The sequence below is a fragment of the Burkholderia sp. BE12 genome (assembly GCF_002959955.1).
Lineage (GTDB): Bacteria > Pseudomonadota > Gammaproteobacteria > Burkholderiales > Burkholderiaceae > Burkholderia.
Map to the genome: position 1 here is coordinate 203,153 of NZ_PREY01000002.1, position 24,440 is coordinate 227,592.

At 66.4% G+C, this 24,440-nt stretch carries 15 protein-coding genes; 10 read left to right on the forward strand and 5 right to left on the reverse strand.

The features are described from left to right. Positions 1 to 86 precede the first annotated feature (86 nt). From C4B30_RS03015 to C4B30_RS03025, 3 genes are all read left to right on the forward strand, one after another. Positions 87 to 1,589, forward strand: a complete 1,503-nt coding sequence (locus C4B30_RS03015; RefSeq protein ID WP_105131678.1) for an amino acid ABC transporter permease/ATP-binding protein — start codon at positions 87 to 89, stop codon at positions 1,587 to 1,589. Between the two features lie 34 nt (positions 1,590 to 1,623). After that, positions 1,624 to 2,967, forward strand: a complete 1,344-nt coding sequence (locus C4B30_RS03020; protein ID WP_105131679.1) for an amidase family protein — start codon at positions 1,624 to 1,626, stop codon at positions 2,965 to 2,967. 61 nt (positions 2,968 to 3,028) lie between these two features. After that, entirely contained in the window at positions 3,029 to 3,427 is a 399-nt protein-coding gene (locus C4B30_RS03025; RefSeq protein WP_105131680.1) for an ectoine synthase, read from the forward strand. A gap of 69 nt (positions 3,428 to 3,496) precedes the next feature. On the opposite strand, the gene C4B30_RS03030 is transcribed toward C4B30_RS03025, so the two are convergent. Together C4B30_RS03030 and C4B30_RS03035 are read right to left on the reverse strand one after the other, a co-directional pair. Next, positions 3,497 to 4,171, reverse strand: coding sequence for a GntR family transcriptional regulator (locus C4B30_RS03030; protein WP_105131681.1), 675 nt, complete (start codon positions 4,169 to 4,171; stop codon positions 3,497 to 3,499). Positions 4,172 to 4,249: 78 nt separating this feature from the next. After that, the gene (locus C4B30_RS03035) at positions 4,250 to 5,110 is read right to left on the reverse strand and encodes an urea carboxylase-associated family protein (RefSeq protein WP_105131682.1); all 861 of its coding nucleotides are present in this window, start codon (positions 5,108 to 5,110) and stop codon (positions 4,250 to 4,252) included. 333 nt (positions 5,111 to 5,443) lie between these two features. Between C4B30_RS03035 and C4B30_RS03040 the strand changes: the two genes are divergently transcribed. After that, the gene (locus C4B30_RS03040) at positions 5,444 to 6,691 is read left to right on the forward strand and encodes a multidrug effflux MFS transporter (protein WP_105131683.1); all 1,248 of its coding nucleotides are present in this window, start codon (positions 5,444 to 5,446) and stop codon (positions 6,689 to 6,691) included. Positions 6,692 to 6,771: 80 nt separating this feature from the next. Here the strand turns inward: C4B30_RS03040 and C4B30_RS03045 are convergent, their stop codons facing one another. From C4B30_RS03045 to C4B30_RS03055, 3 genes are all read right to left on the reverse strand, one after another. After that, entirely contained in the window at positions 6,772 to 7,461 is a 690-nt protein-coding gene (locus C4B30_RS03045; protein WP_105131684.1) for a hypothetical protein, read from the reverse strand. A gap of 125 nt (positions 7,462 to 7,586) precedes the next feature. Next, complete coding sequence (gene pbpC / locus C4B30_RS03050; RefSeq protein ID WP_105131685.1) at positions 7,587 to 9,842, reverse strand: penicillin-binding protein 1C; 2,256 nt, start codon at positions 9,840 to 9,842, stop codon at positions 7,587 to 7,589. A 10-nt stretch (positions 9,843 to 9,852) separates the two neighbouring features. Beyond that, a complete protein-coding gene (locus C4B30_RS03055) occupies positions 9,853 to 15,897 on the reverse strand; it encodes an alpha-2-macroglobulin family protein (protein ID WP_105131686.1) in 6,045 nt (2,014 codons plus the stop codon). 304 nt (positions 15,898 to 16,201) lie between these two features. Between C4B30_RS03055 and C4B30_RS03065 the strand changes: the two genes are divergently transcribed. From C4B30_RS03065 to C4B30_RS03090, 6 genes are all read left to right on the forward strand, one after another. Next, positions 16,202 to 16,708 carry a sugar dehydrogenase complex small subunit gene (locus C4B30_RS03065; protein ID WP_089501874.1) on the forward strand — a complete coding sequence of 169 codons (507 nt, stop codon included), beginning with the start codon at positions 16,202 to 16,204 and terminating at the stop codon, positions 16,706 to 16,708. Next, positions 16,708 to 18,327, forward strand: coding sequence for a GMC family oxidoreductase (locus C4B30_RS03070; protein ID WP_027780833.1), 1,620 nt, complete (start codon positions 16,708 to 16,710; stop codon positions 18,325 to 18,327). The genes C4B30_RS03065 and C4B30_RS03070 overlap by 1 nt, the downstream gene beginning before the upstream one ends. A gap of 2 nt (positions 18,328 to 18,329) precedes the next feature. Then, positions 18,330 to 19,607, forward strand: coding sequence for a cytochrome c (locus C4B30_RS03075; RefSeq protein ID WP_089501873.1), 1,278 nt, complete (start codon positions 18,330 to 18,332; stop codon positions 19,605 to 19,607). Between the two features lie 173 nt (positions 19,608 to 19,780). Then, positions 19,781 to 20,200 (forward strand): DoxX family protein, encoded by a 420-nt coding sequence (locus C4B30_RS03080; RefSeq protein ID WP_089501872.1) that lies wholly within the window; start codon positions 19,781 to 19,783, stop codon positions 20,198 to 20,200. A 63-nt stretch (positions 20,201 to 20,263) separates the two neighbouring features. After that, positions 20,264 to 21,370 carry a porin gene (locus C4B30_RS03085; RefSeq protein ID WP_105131687.1) on the forward strand — a complete coding sequence of 369 codons (1,107 nt, stop codon included), beginning with the start codon at positions 20,264 to 20,266 and terminating at the stop codon, positions 21,368 to 21,370. A 545-nt stretch (positions 21,371 to 21,915) separates the two neighbouring features. After that, entirely contained in the window at positions 21,916 to 24,420 is a 2,505-nt protein-coding gene (locus C4B30_RS03090) for a type VI secretion system Vgr family protein (protein ID WP_027780829.1), read from the forward strand. Positions 24,421 to 24,440 lie beyond the last annotated feature (20 nt).

The following is a 24,440-nucleotide window of genomic DNA, read 5'->3' on the forward strand; positions in this document are numbered from 1 at the left end:
GAGCGCCATGGCGGCGCGCCGGCGCGACCTTTCGCACGACACGCGCCGGGCGCTCGCATCACCTATACGCGGTCGAGGAGTCTTCGATGCAGTTCGATTGGCACTATGCGTTGCAACTCTTGTGGGACAAGGATTTCTGGCGCGCCTGCGTCGTCGTCGTCGAGCTGAGCGTGTCCGTCTGGCTGCTCGGCGTGTTGCTCGGCTTCCCGGTCGCGCTCGCGAGACAGTCCCACCACGCGCTGCTGAAACGCGCTGCGAGCGTGTACATCTGGTTTTTCCGCAGCCTCCCGCTGCTCGTGCTGCTCGTGTTCATCTACAACCTGCCGCAGGTTTTTCCCGCGACCAGCGCGGTGCTGTCCGATCCGTTCACGGCCGGCCTGATCGCGATGGTGCTGAGCGAGACCGCGTATTTCGCAGAGATCCATCGCGGCGGAATCCTGTCCGTGCCGCGCGGGCAACTCGAGGCCGGCCGCGCGCTCGGCATCCGCTTCACGGGCATCCAGCGGATGATCGTGATGCCGCAGGCGATCCGCATCGCGTTGCCGGCCCTGGCGAACGAATTCATCACGATCGTGAAGCTGACGTCGCTCGTGTCGGTGATCTCGCTCGCCGAGATCCTGCTCGTCGGCCAGCGGTTGTACACGCAGAACTTCCTCGTGTTCGAAACGATGCTGGCCGTGGCGTTCTATTACGTGTTGATCGTCACGGTGTTCAGCCGGCTGCTCGGCTATCTCGAACGACATCTCGACGTCAGCCGCCGCACGCCGGCCCGGACCGGCCCCGCGAACGTCGCGTGGCCGCTGTCGACGCCGGCCGTCGCGCCGCGGCCACGCGCACACGCGGAATTCGCACTGCGGCTGGCAGGCATCCAGCAGCGCTACGGTCGCCACGAAGTGTTGAAGGACATCCATCTCGACGTCGCGCCGGGGCAGGTCGTGTCGATCATCGGCCCGTCGGGTTCGGGCAAGACGTCGCTGATCCGCACCATCAACGGCCTCGCGCCGGTGAACGCAGGCGAGATCGACCTGTACGGCGAGCCGTTCATCCGCGCGTCGGGCGCCCATCCACCGCGCGTGTCGCACGATCGCATTCTCGACATCGGCATGGTGTTCCAGAGCTTCAACCTGTTCCCGCATCGCACGGCGCTGCAGAACGTGATGATGGCGCCGTGCTATCACCGGCAGGCCGATGCGGGTGCGGTCCGGCTGCAGGCGCTGTCGCTGCTGTCGAAGGTCGGCATGCTCGAACATGCGAACAAATATCCGCATCAGCTGTCGGGCGGCCAGCAGCAGCGCGTGGCGATCGCGCGGGCGCTCGCCACGCGGCCGTCGATCATGCTGTTCGACGAACCGACGTCGGCGCTCGATCCGGAACTCGTCGGCGAAGTGCTGAAAGTGGTCGAGACGCTTGCGAAGGAGGGCATGACGATGATCATCGTGACGCACGAAATGAACTTCGCGTTCAAGGTGTCCGACCGGATCGTCTTCATGGAAGACGGCAGGATCCTGTACGACGTGCCGCCCGACCGGATTCGCGGCAGCGCCGATGCGCGCGTGAAGGATTTTCTGCGCCACGTTCATTTCGCGTGACTCACGATGAACGATCGATCGACGAGGAGCCCGCATGAATGGGTCTGATTTCCGGCAACGCGATGCACACGAGGCGACCTGCGCCGACCGGCTGCGCGCCTGCCTCGCCCGCGCCGACGCTTTTCCCGACGACATCGGCGCCGCATGGCTTGCGCGCCGCGATGCCGAGGCACTGGCCGAAGCACGCGCATGGGACGCATCGGAGGACCGCGCTGCCGCCGATGCGCTGTTGGCCGGTGCGGTGCTGACGGTCAAGGCCTGCTTCGATTGCGCCGGCTGGGTCACGCATGCGGGCTCGCGTGTGCTGGCCGACGAACTGCCTGCGCGAACCGACGCGGCGCTCGTGGCGGCGCTGCGTCGCGCGGGTGCGGTTTTGGTCGCGCAAACGGCGATGACCGAATTCGCGTACGGTGCGCTTGGCGTGAACCGCGCATACGGCACGCCCGCGACGCCGCTCGACGTGCAGCGCGAGCGCGTGGCCGGCGGATCGAGCTCGGGTGCGGCGGTGTCGGTGGCGCTCGGCGCGGCCGATCTGTCGCTCGGCTCCGACACGAGCGGATCGGCGCGCATTCCGGCCGCATTCTGCGGCGTGGCCGGATTCAAGCCGTCACGTGGCCGTTATCCCGATGCGGGCATGCGTTTTCTGTCGGCGACGTTCGACGTGCCGGGGATGCTGGCCGCGACGGCCGACCTGTGCCGGCGGGTCGACGCGGCGCTGTGCGGCCGCGCGGCCGGCCGCCGGCCAGCGCCGGCGCACGTGAAGGATCTGCATTTCGTCGTTCCCGAACGCTTCGCGACGGACGACGTCGACCCGTCCGTCGGACAGGCATTCGACACGTGGCTGTCGCGGCTGTCCGCGCGCGGCGCACGCATCGAGCGCAAGCGGCTCGATTGCACGGCCGAGGCCGGCGCGGTCGCGCGTGCGGGCGGCATTATCGCGGCCGAGGCGTTCATGCTGCATCGCACGCTGCTGGACACGGCCGCGGATCGCTACGATCCGCTCGTTGGCCCGCGCATCGCCGCAGGCGAGCACGTGCGCGCGCACGACTACGCGGCCGCGCTGCTGCGCCTGAAGGCGCTGGCCGACGCGTATCACGCGCAACTCGGCGATGCGCATGCAGTGCTGACGCCGACGGTGCCGATGTTGCCGCCGCGCATCGCCGATCTGTCGGACGAGCCCTTGTATCTCGCGACAAACGCGCGTGCGTTCCGGCTGACCGAATTCGCGAACCGCCTCGACCTGCCGAGTATCAGCGTGCCGGGCGACCGTCGGGAGAAGCAGCCGATCGGCCTGCTGCTGACGGGACATCGCGGCGACGACGCACGACTGCTCGATGCGGCGGTGCTGGTCGAGCGCGCGCTGGCCGATTCCGAATGAACGACTTTTCGGCGGCAAGCATCGTCTTGCCTTTTTTCATTGTCATTATTCAGAGGTACTCATGATCGTCGTAAGATCGGCCGATATCGCCCATACCGAACGCCATGCGCACGGCCCGGGCTGGGACAGCAAGCGCATGATCGTCAAGCAGGACGGCGTCGGCTATTCCGTTCACGAGACGCGCGTGCATGAAGGCGCGGAACTGCATCTGCACTACAAGAACCACTTCGAAACCAACTACTGCGTGGCGGGCGAAGGGGAAGTCGTCGAAACCGCGACCGGCAAGGTGCACCGGATCGCGCCCGGCACGATCTACGCGCTCAACCTGAACGATCCGCACATCCTGCGCGCGACGCGTGGCGATCTGCATCTCGTGTGCGTGTTCAATCCGCCGCTGACCGGGCTCGAGACGCATCGGGCGGATGGCAGCTATGCGCTGCCGGTGGGCGAGGAAGCCTGACGACGTGCGGTGTCGGGTGCGTGCGTGCCGCATCGTGCCGGCCCGCACGCGGGAGGTGCGACGTCCGGCTCAGGCCGCCTCGCGCTGGCCGCGCTTGATCGCGTCGAGCAGCATCCGCTCGGAATCGTCGAGATAGCGGGCGAGCGCGGTGACGGCTTCGCTGCGACGGTTCTGCGTGAGCAGTTCGTAGATCCGGTATTCGCGCTGGATCCAGTCGGCCGTCTGCACGCGCTTTTCGTCGGGATCGGACGCGAATACGAGGCGCAGTTGCGCCGAGATGGTCCGGAAAAATTCGTCGAGCAGCGCGGACTTCTGCAGCGCGACGATATGCTGGTGAAACCGCAGGCTGTGCGTGCCGACGGCCTGCCAGTTCTCTTTCTCGAGTTCGCGCTCGGACGCACGAATGGCCGACCGCATTTTCTCGAGCAGCGCCGGCTGCGCGAGCTCGGCCGTGTTAAGCGCATGCAGTTCGAGCGTGCGGCGCGCGACATAAAGATCGCGCACGTCCTGGCGATTGAGCGTGCGCACGACGACGCCCTTGTGCCGCACGAACGTGACGAGGCCTTCGCGGCCGAGTTGATGCAGGACTTCGCGAAGCGAATTGCGCGACGTGTCGTACTCGGCCGCGAGATCCATCTCGATCAGCGCGGTGCCGGGCGGCAGCTTGCCGCTGATGATGTGCTCGCGCAATTGATGGCTGATCCGGTCGGCGACCGACTGTCCTCTCGCTTTTTCGCTTGCCATGCTGTTCGTTCGCTCCTCTCCTGATCATGCGCCGCCGGCGTGGCTGGCCGGCGGCGTGGCGTCATTCTACGGGCTTTGTCATGGGGTCTTGTCATGCTGCCAGCCGGCCTGCGGTGGCTGCATCCCGTGCAGGCCCTTGTACGGTGCGACGGGCGGTGACGACCAGCCGTCGAGCAGGCCCGGAGCGAGCCGGTATACCTCGACGCCGAGCGGCCGGCACACGTCGATCGGGTCGCGCGCATCGGGGCCCCACATCGGCACCGACAGGTCGCCGCCCGGGCACGTGGACATCGCGCACAGCAGGTCGATTTCGGCGAAGAACTCGAGATAGTCGCCCGGCTTCGCGGGACAAGCCTTCATGAAGTACTTGTCGTCGTCGTTCAGGCCCGTGCACTGGAACACGTTGAGTACGTCGTGCACGTCGAATTCGGTCAGCCCGTACGGCGCGACCGCGCGCACGAGGTTCGAATGGCAGTGGAAGTGAAAGTCCTCGCCGGTCAGCAGCTTGTTCACGTACGGGTCGCAGCGCGTGCCGAGCAGGTCGTGCACGCGGCCGCCGTCGCCGTCGACGCCATAGCCGGCAAGCGTGTCGTCGGTGATCGTGACCATCGGGCGCAGGTAGGGCAATGTCGACCAGATCCGGTCGAACGTTGTCACATGTGCGGCCTGCAGCTGGCGCGTGCGCGATGCCCACATGCGTTCGCGCGGATTGTGCAGGTTCCACATGTTGAAGTCGGCGACCTGAGGGCCTTCCAGCGTGACGATGCGGAACACGTGGCCGGCCGGCACCGTCCATGCGAAGCCGCTGCGGATCGGCACGACGTGCGATTCGATGCGTTGCCGGGCGTCCTGGCGTTGCGCGATCGCGGAATAGAAGGACCGGTCGACGTGCAGGACAGAGCCCTGGGTGACCTGATAGGCGGCGGGATAGTTCGACATGACGCGGTGCTCTCGGTGAAAGTGGGCAGACACGAATATCCGGCCGGAATCATTGGTGCTGGCCGGTCAGGCGTCAATTATCATGCAGGATTGTTCAACAATTATTGGCGCTTCCGGGAGTATTGGCGAAGGCGGGGAGGCGTGTCAATGGGGGGGAAGTGCGAAGTGCCGGCGTCATGCAATCGGCGTTCAACCTCTCACGCGCCGTGGGAATCGCGTCGACTTCGGCAACAACGGGCACAATACGCAATTCGGCACGCTGCGTACGCGCGTTCGTAGTGCGAACGCGCCGGATGTACCGCGTCGTCGTCGCCTTAATCCTTCCCCGCTGTCATGAACGCCACACTCACTCCCGCGCGCGAGTCGAATTCGCCGCGCTTCCTGTTGTTCCTGATCTGCCTGTTCGCGTCCGCCGGCCAACTTGCGATCGACATCTATGTGCCCGCGCTGCCGGACATGGCCCGTTCGTTCGCGACCACGCCGCAGGCGATCCAGTCGAGCGTGTCCGGCTACATGGCCGCCTACGCGCTCGGCCAACTGATCTTCGGGCCGATCGCCGACGCATACGGCCGCAAGCGCGTGCTCGCGTTCGGGCTCGTGATCTACACGATCGGCTGCCTGCTGTCGCTCGGCGCGCCGAACCTCGAGACGTTCGTGCTGGCGCGCTGCCTGCAGGGCTTCGGCATCGCGACCACCAACCTGCTGGCGAAGGCGATCATCACCGATTCGTTTTCCGGCCAGGCGCTGATGCACGCGTTCACGTACATGTCGATCGCGTGGGGGCTCGCCCCGATCATCGCGCCGGTGATTGGCGCGCACCTGCAGGAATGGTTCGGCTGGCGCGCGTGCCTCGTGTTCCTGCTGGTTTACTCGTTGGCGATGTGGGCGCTGCTGTGGCACTACCGCGAAACCTTGCCGAAGCCGGTGCATCTCGAGCCGCGCACGTTGATGGTGAACGCGGGCAAGGTGCTGGCGAGCCCGGTGTTCCAGAGCTGTTTCCTCGCACAGGGGCTGTGCTACAGCATCCTGCTGGTGTTCAACATCGTCGGGCCGTTCATGGTGCAGACCACGCTGCACAAGCCGCCGACCTTCTTCGGTTATCTCGCGCTCGGCATCGGCCTCATGTATTTCCTCGGCGGCCTGTCGAACCGGATTCACGGGCGCGGGCTGCCGAGCGCCGAGCAACGGCTGCGGATCGGTGCGCGCGTGATGGCGATCGCGTCGGTCGTGATGCTGGTGCTGGCGCTGACCGTCGGCCTGCGCGTATGGACGCTCGCGACGCCGGTGCTCGTGATGGGCTTCTGCGCGGGCGCGATGTATCCGACGCTGATGGCCAAGGGCAATTCGCTGTTTCCGCATATCGCCGGCCTGACGAGCGCGATTCTCGGCTGTGCGCTGTTGCTCGTGTCGTCCGCGATGATGGGCCTGGCCGGTTTCGTGTCGATTCACGTGCTGACGCCGCTGGCGGTGTTCTTCGTCGCGTTGTCGTTCATCGTCGTGTGGATGGTGACGAAGTTGCTGCGGTATCTGTCGCAGCAGCAGGCGGCGCCGGTGGTGTGCGGGAGCGGGGAGGCGGCGTAAGCGCCGGCTGGTGACCGACTCATGAACCGGATCCTGCTGAATCGCGTCGCCCGGTCCGACGCCGTCGATCTGGTCGCCGCTTACAGCGGATGGGCGGCCCCGGCCTGCTGCAACAGCGAAACGGCAACCGGATCCGGCAGTCCGTTCGGGTCGATCGCCCCGGCCTTGGCCAGCGCCACGAGATCGCTGTCGACGCCCGGTTGCCCGACCACGAACGAGGTGGTCAGGAACGCCGGTGCGGCGAGCGTGACCGCATAGCGCTGCTGCAGGTTCGTCACCACGGCCGATTGCGCGGCCTGCACGGTGTCCGGGCTGTTCATCGCCCGCTGGTAGCGCAGGGTGCCCTGAAAATTACCGATCAGCCCGGCCGTGTTCGTCCCGAGTTGCGCCGCGAGATAAACGAGCATCAACTCGGTCTCGACCGTCGTATTGAAGGTGCCGCCCGCGTAGGCGAGCGAATGCAGACTCGTGCCGCCCGACGCCACGGTGATGACGCATGGCAGCGCGGCGTTGAGCGTCGCATGGTAATTGCCGCCGCCGTCGGTCAGCGTCGTTGCCGAGCCCGCCGCGCAATTGATCGTGACCTGGGCGCTCGCGAGCGCATCGCCCGTCGCGGCCGTGCCTGACAGCGAGATGGTCTGCGTGTTGTCGTCGAAGCACACGTCGACGCCGAAGCAGGCATCGCCGTTGCAGGCCTGGAGTACGGCGAGCGTTGCAACGCACAAGACGCCCAGTGCGGGGCGGATGAAGCGTTCATGGCAGATGTTCATGGTCGCGGGCAATCGGGAAAATGAGGCACAGCCGGTGTGCGTCGGGAATGCGGCGCTGCTGTCATTCTATGTCCTGAACCGGGTGAAAGCGAATACGGCCAGCCAGTAAGGCCGGCCCTGCCGGCTCAGGGCTTGCGCGCGGCCGGCTTCGCGAACGCGCCGCGCACCTCGAAGCCGATCGCATCCGCGACGTTGCCGCGCGCATCGACGAGTTCCAGCCGGTGCCGGCCGGGCCACGGTAGCCACGCGACGCGGTCGGCATGCCCGATCACCTTGTCGTCGAGCCGCCACGCGAATTTCGTCGCGTGGCCGGCGGAGCGTTCGAACCAGATCCGCTGGTTCTTCGGCGGAATGTCCGGGTCGATCGCGAAGATCGTGCCGTCGGTCGGCGCGCCGATCGTCAGCGGTGCGCGCGCGCCGTCCTTGCCCGGCGCGACGGGCGCCGCGAGCCGGATCGTGTCGACCGCCGTGCCCGCGATGAACCACTCGTTGCGCGCCGGCTCGATGTCGCGCTCGAACGAGATGCGGCGCGTCTCGACGCCGGCCGGCGCGCGCGGCGCACGGCTCGGCAGGTCGCGGTGCAGATAGCCGACGACGGCCGACCACACGGGCGACGCACCCGTGACGCCCGACACGTCCCACATCGGCGAGCCGTCCGCATTGCCGACCCACACGCCGACCGTATAGCGTGATGTGAAACCGATGGTCCAGTTGTCGCGCATGTCCTTGCTCGTGCCGGTCTTGACCGCCGAGAAGAAGCGCGTCGCGAGCGGGTTGTCGAAGCCGAACGTGCGCACGCGCGCGTTGTTGTCGGACAGGATGTCGGTGACGACGAAGCTGGCTGCCTCGCTGAACACGCGCGTGCCGGCGTCCGTCCGCGCGGGCGACGATGCACCGGAGGCCGGCGTCGGCGGCGCGGCCGGCAGGTCGACGATCTTGCGCGCGACGCCGCCGTTCGCGAGCGCGCGGTATGCATTGGTCAGCGACAGCAGCGTGACGTCCGCACTGCCGAGCGCGAGGCTGAAGCCGTAGTAATCGCCTTCCTGCGCGAGCGGCAGGCCGAGCGCGGTCAGCGTGCGCGCGAAGCGATGCGGTGTGACGAGCACCAGCGTGCGCACGGCCGGCACGTTCAACGAGCCGCCGAGCGCACTGCGCACGCTTACCCAGCCCTTGAAATCCTTGTCGTAGTTCTGCGGAATGTACAGGCCGCCGCCGGCAGCGAGGTTGATCGACGCATCGTCGAGCAGCGACGCGGCCGTCAGCCGTTTTTCGTCGAGCGCCTGCGCATAGAGGAACGGCTTGAGCGTCGAGCCGGCCTGGCGCGGCGCGAGCACGGCGTCGACGTCGCGCGCGCTCGACAGCGCCCCCGACGAGCCGACCCACGCGCGGATCTCGCCGGTTGCGTTGTCGATCACGACCACCGCGCCGTCCTGCACGTTGCGCCGGTGCGCGGGCGCGTTGAGTTCGGTCAGCGCGCGCATCAGCGCGTCGCGTGCGAAGCGCTGCAGCCGCGCATCGAGCGTCGTGCGGACCTGCGCGCCGGCCGCCGGCTTGACCTCGGCCGCGATGCGCCGCGCGAAGTGCGGGGCGAGGGCGGCGCCGTCCGCCGTGATGTCGTTACGCACGGCGTTGGCCGGACGCGCCGTGACGAGCTGCACGTAACCGTCGAGCGACGCGCACGCCTGCGCCGCATGCATGTCGCGCAGGATCCGGCACGCGCGCTCGGCGATCTTCGCCGGCGCCGCATTGGGCGCACGCACGAGTGCGGCCGCGATCGCGGCCTCGCGTGCATCGAGGCCCGACGGCGCCTTGCCGAACAGCACCTGCGACAGCGCGCCGAGTCCGATCGTTTCGCCGCGGAACGGCACCAGGTTCAGGTAGGCCTCGAGGATCTGGTCCTTGCGCCAGCTGCGTTCGAGCCACAGCGCGTTCACGGCCTGCGTGGCCTTTTGCGGCAGCGAGCGCTGGCCCGAGCGGCGCGGCGAATCGCTGAGCAAGCCCGCGAGCTGCATCGTGACGGTCGACGCGCCGCGCGTGCGTTCATTCCACAGGTTGCCCCACGCGGCGCCGGCAATGCCGCGCCAGTCGACGCCGCTGTGTTCGTAGAAGCGCTTGTCCTCGGACACGACGATCGCCTCGCGGAACGCGGGCGATACGTCGGCGAGCGACACCCATTCGCCGCGCCGTTCGGTGACGTCGATGCGCGTGCGCTGCAGCGGCGTGCCGTCGCGGGCGAGCAGCACCCAGTCGGAGCTGCGCCAGTTGCGACGCACGTCGTCGTAGCCGGGCAGGGCATGCGCGACGAGCGGCGCGGCCAGCACGACGGCGACGAATACGCGGCCGGCGAAACGCGCCGGCCGCGACAAAGCCAGATCCATCATCGCGGTCTCGTCACTTGCCCGCGTCGGCCGGCTTCACGGTCATCGGCGGGTTCGGCCACAGGCCGTACACGGACGGTGCATACAGTGCCTCGACGCGCGTCGGCGGCAGTCCGAACGTGCCGACGTTGTTCAGCCGCACCGTGTACTCGACCGAGAATTTGCCCTTCGGCAAATAGTCGTAGTACGCGCGGTAGCCGTCGAAGTCGCGCTCGATGAACGTCGGCCACGCGCCGTCCGGCGTTTTCTCGTCCTGCGTCGCGGCTTCGGAATCGCGGCCGAGGCCCGACCCGAGGATCGTCGCACCGGCGGGGATCGGATCGTTGACGGCGACCCACGTCATGTCGCTCTGCGCATCGATGTCGAGATGCACGCGCACGACGTCGCCGCGCGTCAGCACGCCCTTGACGGCGGGCGACACGGGCGTGACGGTCTTCGTGACCCGGTAGCCGGCCGCGAACGGCGAGCGCAGCGGCACGGCCGCGAGACTTTCGACGGTCGCCCACGGGCGGCCGGTGCCGTCCTGCGTGACCGACAGCGTGGCCGGCCCCTGCGACGCACGCGGCCACGGCAGCAGCACGCTGCGCGCGGCGGCCGCGCGGGTCGCGGGAGTGGCCGACGCGGGCGTATCGGCGGGCGCGGCCGATGCCGCCTGCGACCACGAGATCGAGCGCGCGTCGCCGCCGAGCGCAACCTTCGTCGCGCCGGCGACCGGCGTGCTCTCGTAGGTCCGCGAGAAGCGCTCGACCGCGAGCAGGCCGAGCGCGTTCGACGTCGTCGTCTGCCATGCGCCCTGGCGTTGCAGCGCGAGCAGGCCGGCCGTCACGCGCGGCATTTCGTCCTTCCACGCCGGGTCGCCGGCGAATTCCAGCGCGAGACGTGCGGCGTTGGTCTCGTTGCTGGTCATCAGCCACCACAGGTCGTCGTCGCGCGCGGTCGAGAACACGAGCTGCGTGCCCTGGTAGGTCAGGCGCGCCCGTAGGATCTGGTCGACCTGCGCGCGTTTCTCGTCGCGTTGCGGGATGTCCTTCACGCGCGTCAGGATCGCGTGATAGTCGATCACCGCCGACGTCGGCCACTGGTTCGGCGCGATCTCGATCGAACCGAGCATGCGGCCCTGCGCGGCGCCGTAGCGCGACAGCGCCTCGATCGCGGCGAGCTTGCGCAGGTCGCGATCCTGGCGCGGCGCCCACGCGTTGCGCTCGAGGCGGCCGTCGACGAAGCGCGCGAGCCCGGCTTCGAGCTGCGTGCGCAGGTCTTCCGGCAGTGCGAAGCGCGGATCGAGACGGCTGGCTTCGTCGGATACCACGAGCAGATACGACGACAGCGTCGGGCTGCCGTAGTGTGAATCGTCCGACGACGGCGGGAAGTAGCTCGCCAGGCCGTCGCTGTCGAGGTAGACGGGCATGCGGGCGATCAGCGCCTGCCATTGCGCGGGGTCGCGCAGCCCGATCGCACGCGAGGTCTGCTGTTCGAGGCAGCGGTACGGATAGCGCTCGAACCAGCGCCGCACGCCGGGCAGGCCGTCGGCGAGCTTCGACTGCAGCGACACGGCGATGCCGCCGCGCGGTGCGCCCTGTGCGTTGCTCGCCGCGCCGGCCGGGGCCGACACGGGCACCGTCAGCGTGCCGTCGACCTGCGCGAGCGTCGCCTGCTGCACGGTTACCGGCAGCGCGGGCACGACCTTCTGCGCGACGGCCAGCGCGTCGGACGCGCGCTTGCCGCCTTGCTCGGCCGCCTCGATGCGCCAGTTCAGCGCACCGGCCGCATCGAGCGCCTGCTCGGGCACGGTGATCGTCCACGCGACTTCGGTCGCCGCATTCGCCGCCAGCGACACGGTTTGCGGGGCGACGTCGAGACCCGTCACGCGCGGCGTCACGACGACCTGCATCGCGCGGTCGGTCGTGTTGCGCAGCGTGACCTGCGCGCGGAACGCATCGCCTTCGCGCACGAGCGGCGGCAGGCCGGAGATCAGTTGCAGATCCTGCGTGCTGCGGATCGACGTGCTGCCCGTGCCGAAACGGTCGGGGCCGACCGCCGCGATCGCGACGATCCGGAAGCGCGTGAGCGCGTCGTTCAGCGGCACCTCGACGGTTGCGCTGCCGTTCGCGTCGAGCGTCACGCGCGGGTTCCACAGCAGCAGGGTATCGAACAGCTCGCGGGTCGGCGCGCTGCCGCCGCCGCCGCCGGCCGGCACGGCCTTGCGGCCGAAGTGGCGGCGACCGACGATTTCCATCTGCGCGGTGGCCGTCTCGACGCCGTACGCACGCCGGCGCAGCATCGCGTCGAGCAGGTCCCAGCTGTTGTTCGGCATCAGTTCGAGCAGTGCTTCGTCGACGGCCGCGATCGCGATCTGCGTGCCGGCCGGTGCCGGCTGACCGTTCGGCAGCGTGACCTTCACGTGCGCCTGCGCCTTGCTGCGTACCGTGTAGCGCGTCGCGTCGGTGGTCACGGTCACGCCGAGGCGGTGAACGCCCGTGCCGACCTTGATCTCGCCGAGGCCGTAGCGGAACGCGGGCTTCGACAGGTCGACGAACGCGGTCGGCGCCTCGTAGTGGCGGCCTTCGCGCCAGAACGCGCGCGCCCATTCGACCGGCGCCTTCCAGCCCCACGTGAAGAACGAGTACCACGGCACCTCGCGAATCCGGCCGCGCAGCGCGAGCACCGACACGTAGACGTTCGGCCCCCACGATTCGCCGACCTTCAGGTCGACGGTCGGGTTCTTGCCGTTCAGCTCGACGATGTGCGTTTCCATCACGCCGCCGCGCTCGACCGCGACGAGCGCGGTCGCGTAGCGGAACGGCATCCGCACCTGGAAGCGGGCCGTTTCGCCCGGCTCGTACGAGGTTTTCTCGGGGATCACGTCGATCCGGTCGGTGTTGTCGCCGCCGAACCAGAGTTCGTCCTCGCGCGTGACCCATACCGACGTCGATGCATTCGACGTGCGGCCGTCGCCGTCCTTCGCGACCGCGATCAGCTGCACGTTGCCGGCCTGCTCGAGCGTCGCGTCGCAGGCCATGCGGCCCTTGTCGTCGGTCTTGCCCGAGCACAGCACGCCGAGGTCGCGCGTGTCGCTCTTGTTGTCGTACGCATAGAAGCCGCCGACCATCCGCTTGCGCGACGACGTCGTGATGCGCGCGACCCCCTTGATCTCGATCGGCACCGACGCGCGCGGCTTGCCCTGCAGGTCGACCGCCAGGGCCTGCACCGGCACGCGCTGGCCGACCGACACCCACCGGCCGGCTTTGATGCCGGCCACCACCGCGGCCGGCCACAGGATCGTGTCGCCGCGAATCGTCTGCACTTCGCCGTTCGGATCCGCGAAGGTTGCCTCCAGCGCGATGCGCTTCGGTGCGTCGACGTCCGGCAGGCCCTTGAGCGTGACCGAGCCCGCGCCGTTGCGGTCGAGCGTCAGCGGCAGCTTGTCGGCGATCAGCTTCGTCGCGTCGGGATCGTTGTTGTTCGACGACGACGCGTTGTCGCCGTCCTGCGCATCGTCGTCGGCGTTGCCGTCGCTCGTGTCGGGGCGATATGGCGTGAAGCTGAAATCCTCGAAGCGATCCGCGAACGGCGGCGACGCCCATTTCATCAGTGCCGACACCTGCACGGGCAGGTTCGATGCGCCGCCGCCCGACACGTAGTCGATCTGCACCGCGAGCGGCGCTTCCTTCACGGCGACGAGCGGGCTCTTCTGCGCGTCGCGCGCGCCGATCGAGCCTTTCAGCACCGGCAGGCGGAACGCCTCGACGCGGAAGCTGCCGCTGTAGTAGGTGGCGGTGGGCGCGTCTTCCGGGCCGCCTTGGAGTTCGACGCTGTACTCGCCGAGCTTCGCGGCGGCCGGCAGCGTGAACTGCGAGTCCGCGGTGTGGTCGGCCGCCCACGTGAGCGGCAGCTTGTAGGTCTGGCCCGTGCCGAGATGGCGGATCGTCATGCGCGTCGGGTATTGCGACGGGAACGCGAGGCTCTGCAGCGTCTCGGTGCGGATGAAATGCTTCATCGACACGGTTTCGCCGGCGCGCAGCAGCGTGCGGTCGAACACCGTATGCGCGCGCACGGTCGGCGCGCTGTCGGTGTCGGTCGGCACGTTGAAGCGCCACGATTCGATCCCGCGGTTCCAGCCCGAACTGACGAACGCCATGTCGGGGCCCGTCTTCGGATCGTCGACGCGGGCCGAGACGAAGTAGTCGTCGAAGCGCTCCGACGAACTGCACGCGCGCTTCGGCTCGAACGGCCCGTCGATCTTCAGCAGGCCCTGCGCGTCGGTCTTGCCGGCCGCGATTTCGTCGCCGTTGCAGTCGGACACGCGGATCTGCGCGTTCGGGACCGGCTTGCCCTTGTCGAGCGTCGTGACCCACACGAGGTTGTTCTCGCGGCCCTGCTTCAGGTGCACGCCGAGGTTCGTGACGAGCACGGTGGTGCGCACGTACATGCTCGACGGCTTCGCGAGCAGCGAGCGGCCGAGCGCGGGCGACGCAAGTTCGAGCACGTAGAAGCCGGGCTTGTCGATCGGCACGCCGACCACTTCGAACGGGCGCAGCGTCTTCGGGTCGGCCTTCGGCAGCGTCAGCACCTGCGCGCCGGGCTCGCCGGTCAGCAGCGACAGCGAGCGCACGTCGATGCGACGGTTCTGCGGCGCGGGCTGCTTTTCGCCGGCCTGGAGCGGCACGTAGACGGGGTGTTGGCCCTTGCGTTCCAGCAGGCCGGGCATCTGGTCGTCGATCGAGCCGGCCGTCATCGACCAGTTGTCGAAGCGATCGACGGTGCGCATCCATTGGCGGATCGCAGTGTCGTTCTCGACCTTCAGGTTCGCGAATTGCGCGCCGCCCGCATTGAGGCCGGCGATATGCAGGTCGGCCTCGACGTTGCGCAGCGTGACGGGCACCAGCGCGGGCGTATCGGGTTCGGCGAAGCGCTCGACGATCCCGAAGGTGCCCGACGAGAATTTCGCGAGCGGCGGCATCGGCGCGGTGCGCGTCGCGAGCGGGAACAGATCGGCGTTGGACAGCGGCCGGTCGGTCACGTCGTGCAGGCCCGACGGAAGCTCGACGGTCAGGCCGGCCTGCGCCGGCAGCGGCGGATTGAACGTGACGGTCGTCACTTCCTCGCTGTGATCGTCGGCCGCGAAGGTGGGCGACAGCGAACCGTCGGGGCCGCGCAGTTTGATCGCTTCGGCCTGCTTGCGCGAGATCGGGGCGTTGAACGACAGCGTGAGCGGGCGCAGCGGCGTGCAGGGCGCCTTCGCGTTCTCGCGTTCGCACGAGAAGCTTGCGGCGAACGGTGCGCGCACGGTGAAATCGAAGCGCCGTTCGGTTTCGTTCGCGATGCCGCTCGGGCTCGCGACGCCCTTGCCGTATACGAGCTGCATCTTCGCGCTCGCCGGCAGCGCCTGCGAGCACGACAGCGTCAGCACGCGCGCCGCCTCTTTCTTCAACCCGAAATGATCGAGAAGCGCGTTGCGCGTAGCGTCGTCGGTGGCCGTGACGGGAATGCGGTTGCCGATGCCGGACGCTTCGCACCAAATGTTCGCGAGCGCCGAGCGCGGCTCGGCCGGGCCGTTCAGCTTCATCACGAAGACCTGCCGCTCCTCGATCTCGCGGGAGCCGGGGCGCACCGACACCGGAAACGGGCCGCCCGTCTGGAACGTGAAGCGACGCGGGCCGCTGGCCGCATTGCCGGCGACCGAACGCAGCGTGTCGTTGAGCGCGACCGAGCAGCGTACGCCGGGCGGCAGGTCGCTTTCGAAATCGTAAACCCAGGTCTTGTCGTCGAGCCAGTGGCCCTGGCCGCGTGCGGCCGCCGAATCGTTGCAGGTCACGCGCGCCGGATTCGGCGCGGAGGCCGAGCCGAAGGCGACCATCGGTTCGTCGAACTTGACGACGCTCTGCCGGACTTCGGTGACGGTGCCTTGCGGCGACACGCTCACCGTGCGCGCCGCGCCCGCATGCAGCGATACGGCCGCGATGCCGCCGAGCGCCGCGACGGCGCCGATGCGCCAGAGCAGCCGGGTCGTGTGGTTGGTTTGATGCGTTTCTTTGTTGTGTTTGTCGCGCTGCTTCATCGCTCGATTGCCCTCGGAGGGAAGCTTTCTGTTTGATTGCACGGGATTCTAACCGACCGTCATGCGTGCGCAGCGCGGCGTGCAGTGTGTCGTCGGCGCGCGACACGGGCGGACTTGCCACGGACTTGTCGCGTCGACGACACAAAAATGCAGCGAAATGTCGATTGTCACGGATTGCGGAACATTAAATGGACTATAAAAAGATTGTTTGATCCGGCTTGTGCGCGTACATTGCAGGTCCGCGCCAATGTTTGAGAAATATCAAGCGTGGTTTTCCCGAATCCGGTGTTCGAGAGAAGGAAACATGCACAACGACAACACCCCCCACTCGCGTCGTGACAACGACGCAGCCGCAACCGGCATCACGCGGCGTCAATGGCTGCAGGGCGCACTGGCGCTGACGGCGGCGGGCCTCACGGGCTCGCTGGCGTTGCGGGCCCTGGCCGACGATCCCGGCACCGCGCCGCTCGATACGTTCATGACGCTTTCCGAAGCATTGACCGGCAAGAAAGGGCTGAGCCGCGTGACCGGCCAGCGCTATCTGCAGGCATTGCAGAAGGGCTCGTTCAAGACGGCCGACAGCCTGCCGCAACTCGCCGGTGCGCTCGCATCCGGCTCGCTGAATCCCGACCAGGAATCGCTCGCACTGACGATTCTCGGCGCGTGGTATCTCGGCATCGTCGACAACGTCGTGATTACCTACGAAGAAGCATTAATGTTCAGCGTGGTGTCCGATACGCTCGTGATCCCTTCGTATTGCCCCAACAAACCCGGCTTCTGGGCCGAAAAACCGACCGAGAGGCAAGCCTGATGGCCGATACCGATACGCAAAAAGCCGACATCGTCGTCGTCGGTTCGGGTGTCGCCGGCGCGATCGTTGCGCACCAGCTCGCGATGGCGGGCAAGTCCGTGATCCTCCTGGAAGCCGGCCCGCGCATGCCGCGCTGGGAAATCGTCGAGCGCTTTCGCAATCAGCCGGACAAGACCGATTTCATGGCGCCGTATCCGTCGAGCCCGTGGGCTCCGCATCCGGAGTACGGCCCGCCGAACGACTACCTGATCCTGAAGGGCGAGCACAAGTTCAACTCGCAGTACATCCGTGCGGTGGGCGGCACGACGTGGCACTGGGCCGCGTCGGCATGGCGCTTCATCCCGAACGACTTCAAGATGAAGACCGTGTACGGCGTCGCCCGCGACTGGCCGATCCAGTACGATGACCTCGAGCATTACTATCAGCGTGCCGAGGAAGAACTCGGCGTGTGGGGCCCGGGCCCCGAGGAAGACCTGTACTCGCCGCGCAAGCAGGCGTATCCGATGCCGCCGCTGCCGTTGTCGTTCAACGAGCAGACCATCAAGAGCGCGCTCAACGGCTATGACCCGAAGTTCCACGTGGTGACCGAGCCCGTCGCGCGCAACAGCCGCCCGTACGACGGCCGGCCGACCTGTTGCGGGAACAACAATTGCATGCCGATCTGCCCGATCGGTGCGATGTACAACGGCATCGTCCACGTCGAGAAGGCCGAGCAGGCCGGCGCGAAGCTGATCGACAGCGCGGTCGTCTACAAGCTCGAGACCGGGCCGGACAAGCGCATCGTCGCCGCGATCTACAAGGACAAGACGGGCGCCGACCATCGCGTCGAGGGCAAGTACTTCGTGCTCGCCGCGAACGGCATCGAGACGCCGAAGATCCTGCTGATGTCCGCGAACCGCGATTTCCCGAACGGCGTTGCGAACAGCTCGGACATGGTCGGGCGCAACCTGATGGACCATCCGGGCACCGGCGTGTCGTTCTACGCGAACGAGAAGCTGTGGCCGGGCCGCGGCCCGCAGGAGATGACGTCGCTGATCGGTTTCCGCGACGGCCCGTTCCGCGCGACCGAAGCCGCGAAGAAGATCCACCTGTCGAACATGTCGCGCATCAATCAGGAGACGCAGAAGATCTTCAAGGCCGGCAAGCTGATGAAGCACGAGGAGCTCGACGCGCAGATCCGCGACCGTTCCGCGCGCTACGTGCAGTTCGACTGCTTCCACGAAATCCTGCCGCAACCCGAGAACCGCATCGTGCCGAGCAAGACGGCCACCGACGCGATCGGCATCCCGCGCCCCGAGATCACGTATGCGATCGACGATTACGTGAAGCGCGGCGCCGTGCACACGCGCGAGGTCTACGCGACCGCCGCGAAGGTGCTCGGCGGCACCGACGTCGTCTTCAACGACGAGTTCGCGCCGAACAACCACATCACGGGCGCGACGATCATGGGCGCGGATGCGCGCGACTCGGTCGTCGACAAGGACTGCCGCACGTTCGACCATCCGAACCTGTTCATCTCGAGCAGCTCGACGATGCCGACCGTCGGTACGGTGAACGTGACGCTGACGATCGCGGCGCTCGCGCTGCGGATGTCGGACACGCTGAAGAAGGAAGTCTGACCGTGCGGAAATCTACTCTCACCTTCCTCCTCGCCGGCTGCCTCGCGCTGCCCGGCCTCGCACGCGCGGCGGATTCGGCCGATCCGGCGCAGGTCAAGCGCGGCGAATACCTCGCGGTCGCCGGCGACTGCATGGCGTGCCACACCGCGAAGGGCGGCAAGCCGTTCGCGGGCGGCCTCGGCATGCCGGTGCCGATGCTCGGCAAGATCTATACGAGCAACATCACGCCCGATCCCGATACGGGCATCGGCAACTGGACGTTCGACGACTTCGAGCGTGCGGTGCGTCACGGCGTGTCGAAGAACGGCGACAACCTGTACCCGGCGATGCCGTACGTGTCGTACGCGAAGATCAACGACGACGACGTGCAGGCGCTGTACGCGTACTTCATGCACGGCGTCGAACCGGTCAAGCAGGCGCCGCCGAAGAACGAGATCCCCGCGCTGCTGAGCATGCGCTGGCCGCTGAAGATCTGGAACTGGCTGTTCCTGAAGGACGGCGTCTACCAGCCGAAGCCGGCGCAGAGCGCCGAGTGGAACCGCGGTGCGTATCTCGTGCAGGGCCTCGCGCACTGCAGCACGTGCCACACGCCGCGCGGCATCGCGATGCAGGAGAAGTCGCTCGACGAAACGGGCGGCAGCTTCCTGTCGGGCTCGGTGCTCGCGGGTTGGGACGGCTACAACATCACGTCCGACCCGAACGCGGGGATCGGCGGCTGGACGCAGCAGCAACTCGTCCAGTACCTGCGCACCGGCAGCGTGCCGGGCCTCGCGCAGGCGGCCGGCCCGATGGCCGAGGCGATCGAGCACAGCTTCTCGAAGATGACCGAAGCCGACATCGGCGCGATCTCCACGTACATCCGCACGGTGCCGGCCGTCGCCAGCGGCGACGCGAAGCAGTCGCGCTCGTCGTGGGGCAAGCCGGCCGAGGATGGCCTGAAGCTGCGCGGCGTCGCGCTCGCGTCGTCGGGCATCGATCCGGCACGGCTGTATCTCGGCAACTGCGCGACCTGCCACCAGATGCAGGGCAAGGGCACGCAGGACGGTTACTACCCGCCGCTGTTCCACAACTCGACGGTCGGCGCACCGAATCCGACCAACCTCGTGCAGGTGATCCTGAACGGCGTGCAGCGCAAGGCCGGCAGCGAGGACGTCGGGATGCCGGCGTTCCGCCACGAGTTGTCGGATGCGCAGATCGCCGCGTTGACGAACTACCTGACCGGGCAGTTCGGCAATCCGGCCGCGAAGGTGACCGAGCAGGACGTCGCGAAGCTGCGCTGACGCGGCACGCGACGAAGCAGGGCGACAACGTAAAAGAGGAGGAGCACAGCACATCGGGCGGACCCCGATGCCGGTTGTTGCAGAGCGGGGCGGGCGGCGCGGATGGCCGTCCGCCCCGGTTCAAAGGCAATCCGGTGCGTGCGGATGCGCGCATCGTTTTCGTTGATCACACCATGACACCGAATCAACCGTTTCTCGCGTCCCAGCGCGATGTGCTGCTGCTGCTTGCCCGAATCCTGATCGTGATCCTGTTCGTGATGTTCGGCTGGAAGAAAATTATCGACTTCTCCGGTACGATCGCGTTCATGGGTTCGGAAGGCGCGCCTGCGCCCATCGTGTCCGCGGCGATCTCCGTCGTGATGGAGCTGTTCGTCGGGATTGCGATCCTCGTCGGTTTCCAGACGCGGCCGCTCGCGCTGTTGCTTGCGCTGTATACGATCGGCACCGCCATTATCGGTCACCACTACTGGACGATGACGGGCGGCGAGCAGATCAATAACATGATTCATTTCTACAAGAACATCGCGATCTCGGGCGGCTTGCTCGCGCTCTGCGCGGCCGGCCCCGGACGTTTTTCGCTCGATCGCGGGTAAGCCGACCCGAGGCGCGTGCATGGGGCGCGCGTCGGACGGTCGAGACTTCGAGGGGGCATCATTTTGCGACTCAAATACTTCGCATGGCTGATTGCGGCCGCCACGCCTGCGGCCGCGCTTGCACAGACGAGCGTCACGCTATACGGCCGGATCGACGGCGGCATCGAATACCTGAACCACATCGCGAAGCCGAACGGTGGCAGCGGGACGCGCTGGAGCGCGGAAAGCGGCGACTGGGGCACCAGCATGTTCGGGTTGAAGGGCGTCGAGGATCTCGGCGGCGGGATGTCGACGGTGTTCAACCTGGAAACCGCGTTCCAGGTGATGAACGGCCAGACGGGCGGCGGGCGCATGTGGTCGCGGCGCGCGTACGTCGGATTGAAGAGCAACACGTGGGGCCAGTTGCAGGCCGGCCGCAACCTGTTCATCGACAGCGACGGCGTGTGGGAATTCGATCCGTTCGTCCAGCAGGCGTTTTCGTCGGCGTCGCTCGTGCGCGGCCGCAACTGGCAGCAGAGCAGCAACAACATCGAATATCACAGCCCGGTGATCGGCGGCTTCGACGTGCAGGCGCAATACGCGTTCGGCAACCAGTCGCGCGGCTTCAACTACGGCGCGGCCGACGATTTCGGCCGCTCGGACGGGATCATGATCTCGTACCACTCGCCGGTGCTCGACGTGCGCGGCATCTACGACGAGCTGCGCGACAACAACGGCAAGTTCAGCAACATCTTCACGGCGTCGCGCGAGTACTTCGTCGGCGCGAACGTGAAGGTGTCGAAGTTCAAGATCCAGGGCGCCTATACGCACTACCAGGCGCCGGACAGCCCGGCCGGCGTCGCCGACCGCGCCGATCATTACTGGCTCGGCGCGACCTACTCGGCGACGCCGCAGTGGGCCGTGACGGGCGGCGGCTATTACGTGAAGGTGGGCGACGGCGGCGGCGATGCGGCGCACGACCCGTCGGGGCACGCGATGATGTACGTGCTCGGCACCACGTACAACCTGTCGAAGCGCACGTTCCTGTACGGCACGGTTGCGTATGTGCGCAACGGCGGGAATTCGAACTTCTCGCTGCTCGCGACGCCGCGCGACGCAACGTCGGGGACGAGCCCGATGACGGGCGAGTCGCAGACGGGCGCGTATGTGGGGATGATGCATACGTTCTGAGCGCGGGCGGTTTGTGTAGGGGAAAAAGGCACGGGCGGTGAAGGTCCGTGTCTTTTTGCGTTTACGGCGGTTGCGAGGGTCATATAGCGGCCGCTCGTCGCGCAGTCATCGGTTCGCCGAGTGCGCATGACGTGCATGAGCATTGCGTTGCCAGCGGTACGCGCTCGATGGGTTCACATTCTCTAACATTTACTGCCTGGAAATTTGAAGCAAACAACGGTTATACGATTTGTCGCTATCTGGCTGGCCCGGGCTACAACGGGCGCTGTCGCTACCGCTGCCGAATGCAGTGCCCTCACGGCCTGCGTGCTTGTGCGGCCGAACGATATCGTTGTGCTCGAAAGCGTGACGTAAGTTGCATCCGAATTGGATTTGATATGATGAATTCCAGCTCGGTCCGGTGTGCGGCTTGAATCGTGTCTATGCCGAAGACCGCAGCAGTGGCCGGAAAATTCTGAGCTTTTTCCTATTTCGACGAGATACCAATCCGCCGCCCGGCGCTGCCCGGCGGCCGTTTTTGTTACAACACGGTACGGGGTAGCCTGATGGTTTCCGATCTCCTGAACAAGGCACTGCGCACGCAATACGTGCAACACGGACGAATTGTCCGCCTCGATACGCCGCTTGGCGAAGACTGGTTGGTCCCGCTTTATGTCCGGGGGCGCGCGTGCCTTGGGCGAGACTTCGAATTCACGATCGACGCAACGTCGACGCGACTCGAAACGATTCCGGCGAAGGCGCTAATCCGGCAATCCGTGACGCTGTGGATTCGGCAAACGGACGGCAGCGAAATGCCGATTCACGGTTATGTGACTGCGTTCAGTCGCTTGGGCGGGGACGGAGCCAATACGTACTATCAACTCCGCTTCAATTCATTCCTCGCGCTGCTGCGCCTCGGCAGTGACCGGCGCGACTGGATCGAGACACCTGCGCAACAAACCGTGTCCGATGTGCTGGGAAAGTATCCGCAGGCTGCCGGTAACTTTACCTGGCAACTGCGCCAAGCGTTGCGTTCGTATTCTCAGCGGATGCAATGGGAATCCGACTGGAATTACGTGCATCGTACATTCGAAGAGCTCGGTCTTTTTCCGCGTTTCGATATTGCGCAGGACGGCAAGTCTCACAAGGTCGTCATCATGGACGATCTTTTCTCGGTTCCCGAATTGAAGCAAAAAACCATTTCGTTTAGCCGCTCGGTACAGGACGAGGAATTCGATGGTCTTAGCGAGTGGATCGACTCGCAAGAAATTCAGACGGCCGAACTCGACACGGGCACGTTCGACTACAAGCGTCCGGATCTTTCGAAGCACGTCATGATGCCCGCGTTCGATCTTGACGATGTACCGGGGCTGGGCGAGCAGTACGAATACACGGGGGCGCATACGTGGTCCGATCGCGACATGGGCGAGGCTCAGGCAAACGTTGTCACCGAAGAATGGCGCTCACGCGCGCAACGCTTCTACGGTGTGGGCGCGTTGCGTTGCGCATGGCCTGGCCGCTATGGGGTGCTGACCGGGCACCCCGTCCATGATGCGCAGCCGGATCAGGATCGTGAAATGGCGATTCTCTCGGTAAGCTGGCTCATCCAGAACAACGTGCCGGGACTCGACAACCTGATGCGTTTTCGCAGGAGCCTGCGCGCTGAAGTCGAGCAGGCGCGCGCGAGCGGTGCGGGTTCGTCCGTGCGTCATGACGACGGCGGCGTTGGATTCTTCCGCGTCGAAATCGAAGCGCAACGGCGCCGCGTCGCGTTTCGTAGCCCATTCGAACACAAGAAACCGATCATGCAGCTTCAGACGGGCATCGTCGGCGGGCCGGAGGGCGAAGAAATTTATACGGATGCGATGCTGCGAGCGAAGATCCGGCTGACGTCCAATCGACTCAATGACGGCGACCAGAACGTATCGGCGTGGATACGCGCGGCGATGCCGGACGCGGGCCACAAGCGCGGCGGCATGTTTCCACTGCGCAAGAACGATGAAGTTTTGATCGGCTTCATCAACGGTGATTGCGATCGCCCGGTGATTCTGTCGAGAATGCACGGCGGCGAAAGCATGCCGGAATGGCACACGCATGGGCTGACCTCGGGCTTGCTGTCGCGCGAATACGGCGGTGAAGGTTATAACCAACTGATGATGGATGACGCCAGCGGGCAGAACCGCGTGCACTTGTACTCGACGAGTTATAGCTCGCATCTGCATCTGGGCTATCTGATCCAGCATTCGGGCAACACGCGTGGTGCGTTCATCGGGCAGGGCTTTGACCTCAAGTCATTGGGCTACGGTGCGGTGCGGGCCGAACAAGGGCTCTATGTTTCGACGCAACCCGCCGCGACCCAGCCGCTGAGTGTGACGGCAGCGTCCGAACAGCTTACCCGCGCCGAAGCAATGCTGGCGACGACGTCGAAGGCGAGCCAGACGAATCGGGCGCAAAGCCAGCAAAGCGGCCACGACGCGCTGAAAGCCTTCACCGATGCCACGCAGCACGTAGTGGCGGGCACGAGCAAGGGCGGGCGTACGGCGGGCGGCGGCACGGGCAACGCGAACGGTTTTGCGAAGCCGATCATGCTGCTGTCGAGCCCGGAAGGCATAGCCGCATCGACCCAAGGATCGGCGCACATCACAGCAAACAAGCAGACCAACTTGGTTGCGGGGGAAGACATTAACCTCGCGGCCGGACGGGCGTTACTCGCCAGTGTGCTGGAGCAAATCAGCCTGTTTGCGGAAAAACTCGGCGTCAAGATCTACGCGGCGAGCGGCCCGATAGACCTTCAGGCGCAGAATGATTCGATGAGTTTGGCTGCTTCGCAAGATGTGAAGATTACGGCGGGCAAGAAGATGTATCTGTCGGCCGATGAAATCTGGATCGGCGCGAACGGCTCGTATATCAAGCTGACAGCGAACATGATCGAGAACGCAACGTCGGGCCAGATTGTAGAAAAGTGCGCGAATTGGGAGAAAGCAGGAGCGGCAAGCGGCACGCTGAAAAATCCGCTGCATTCGTCGCCGGTATCGGCCGACGGAGGTCGTTTCACGGTGTTCTCCGGTTAAACCGCGCGGGGGGATCGTTC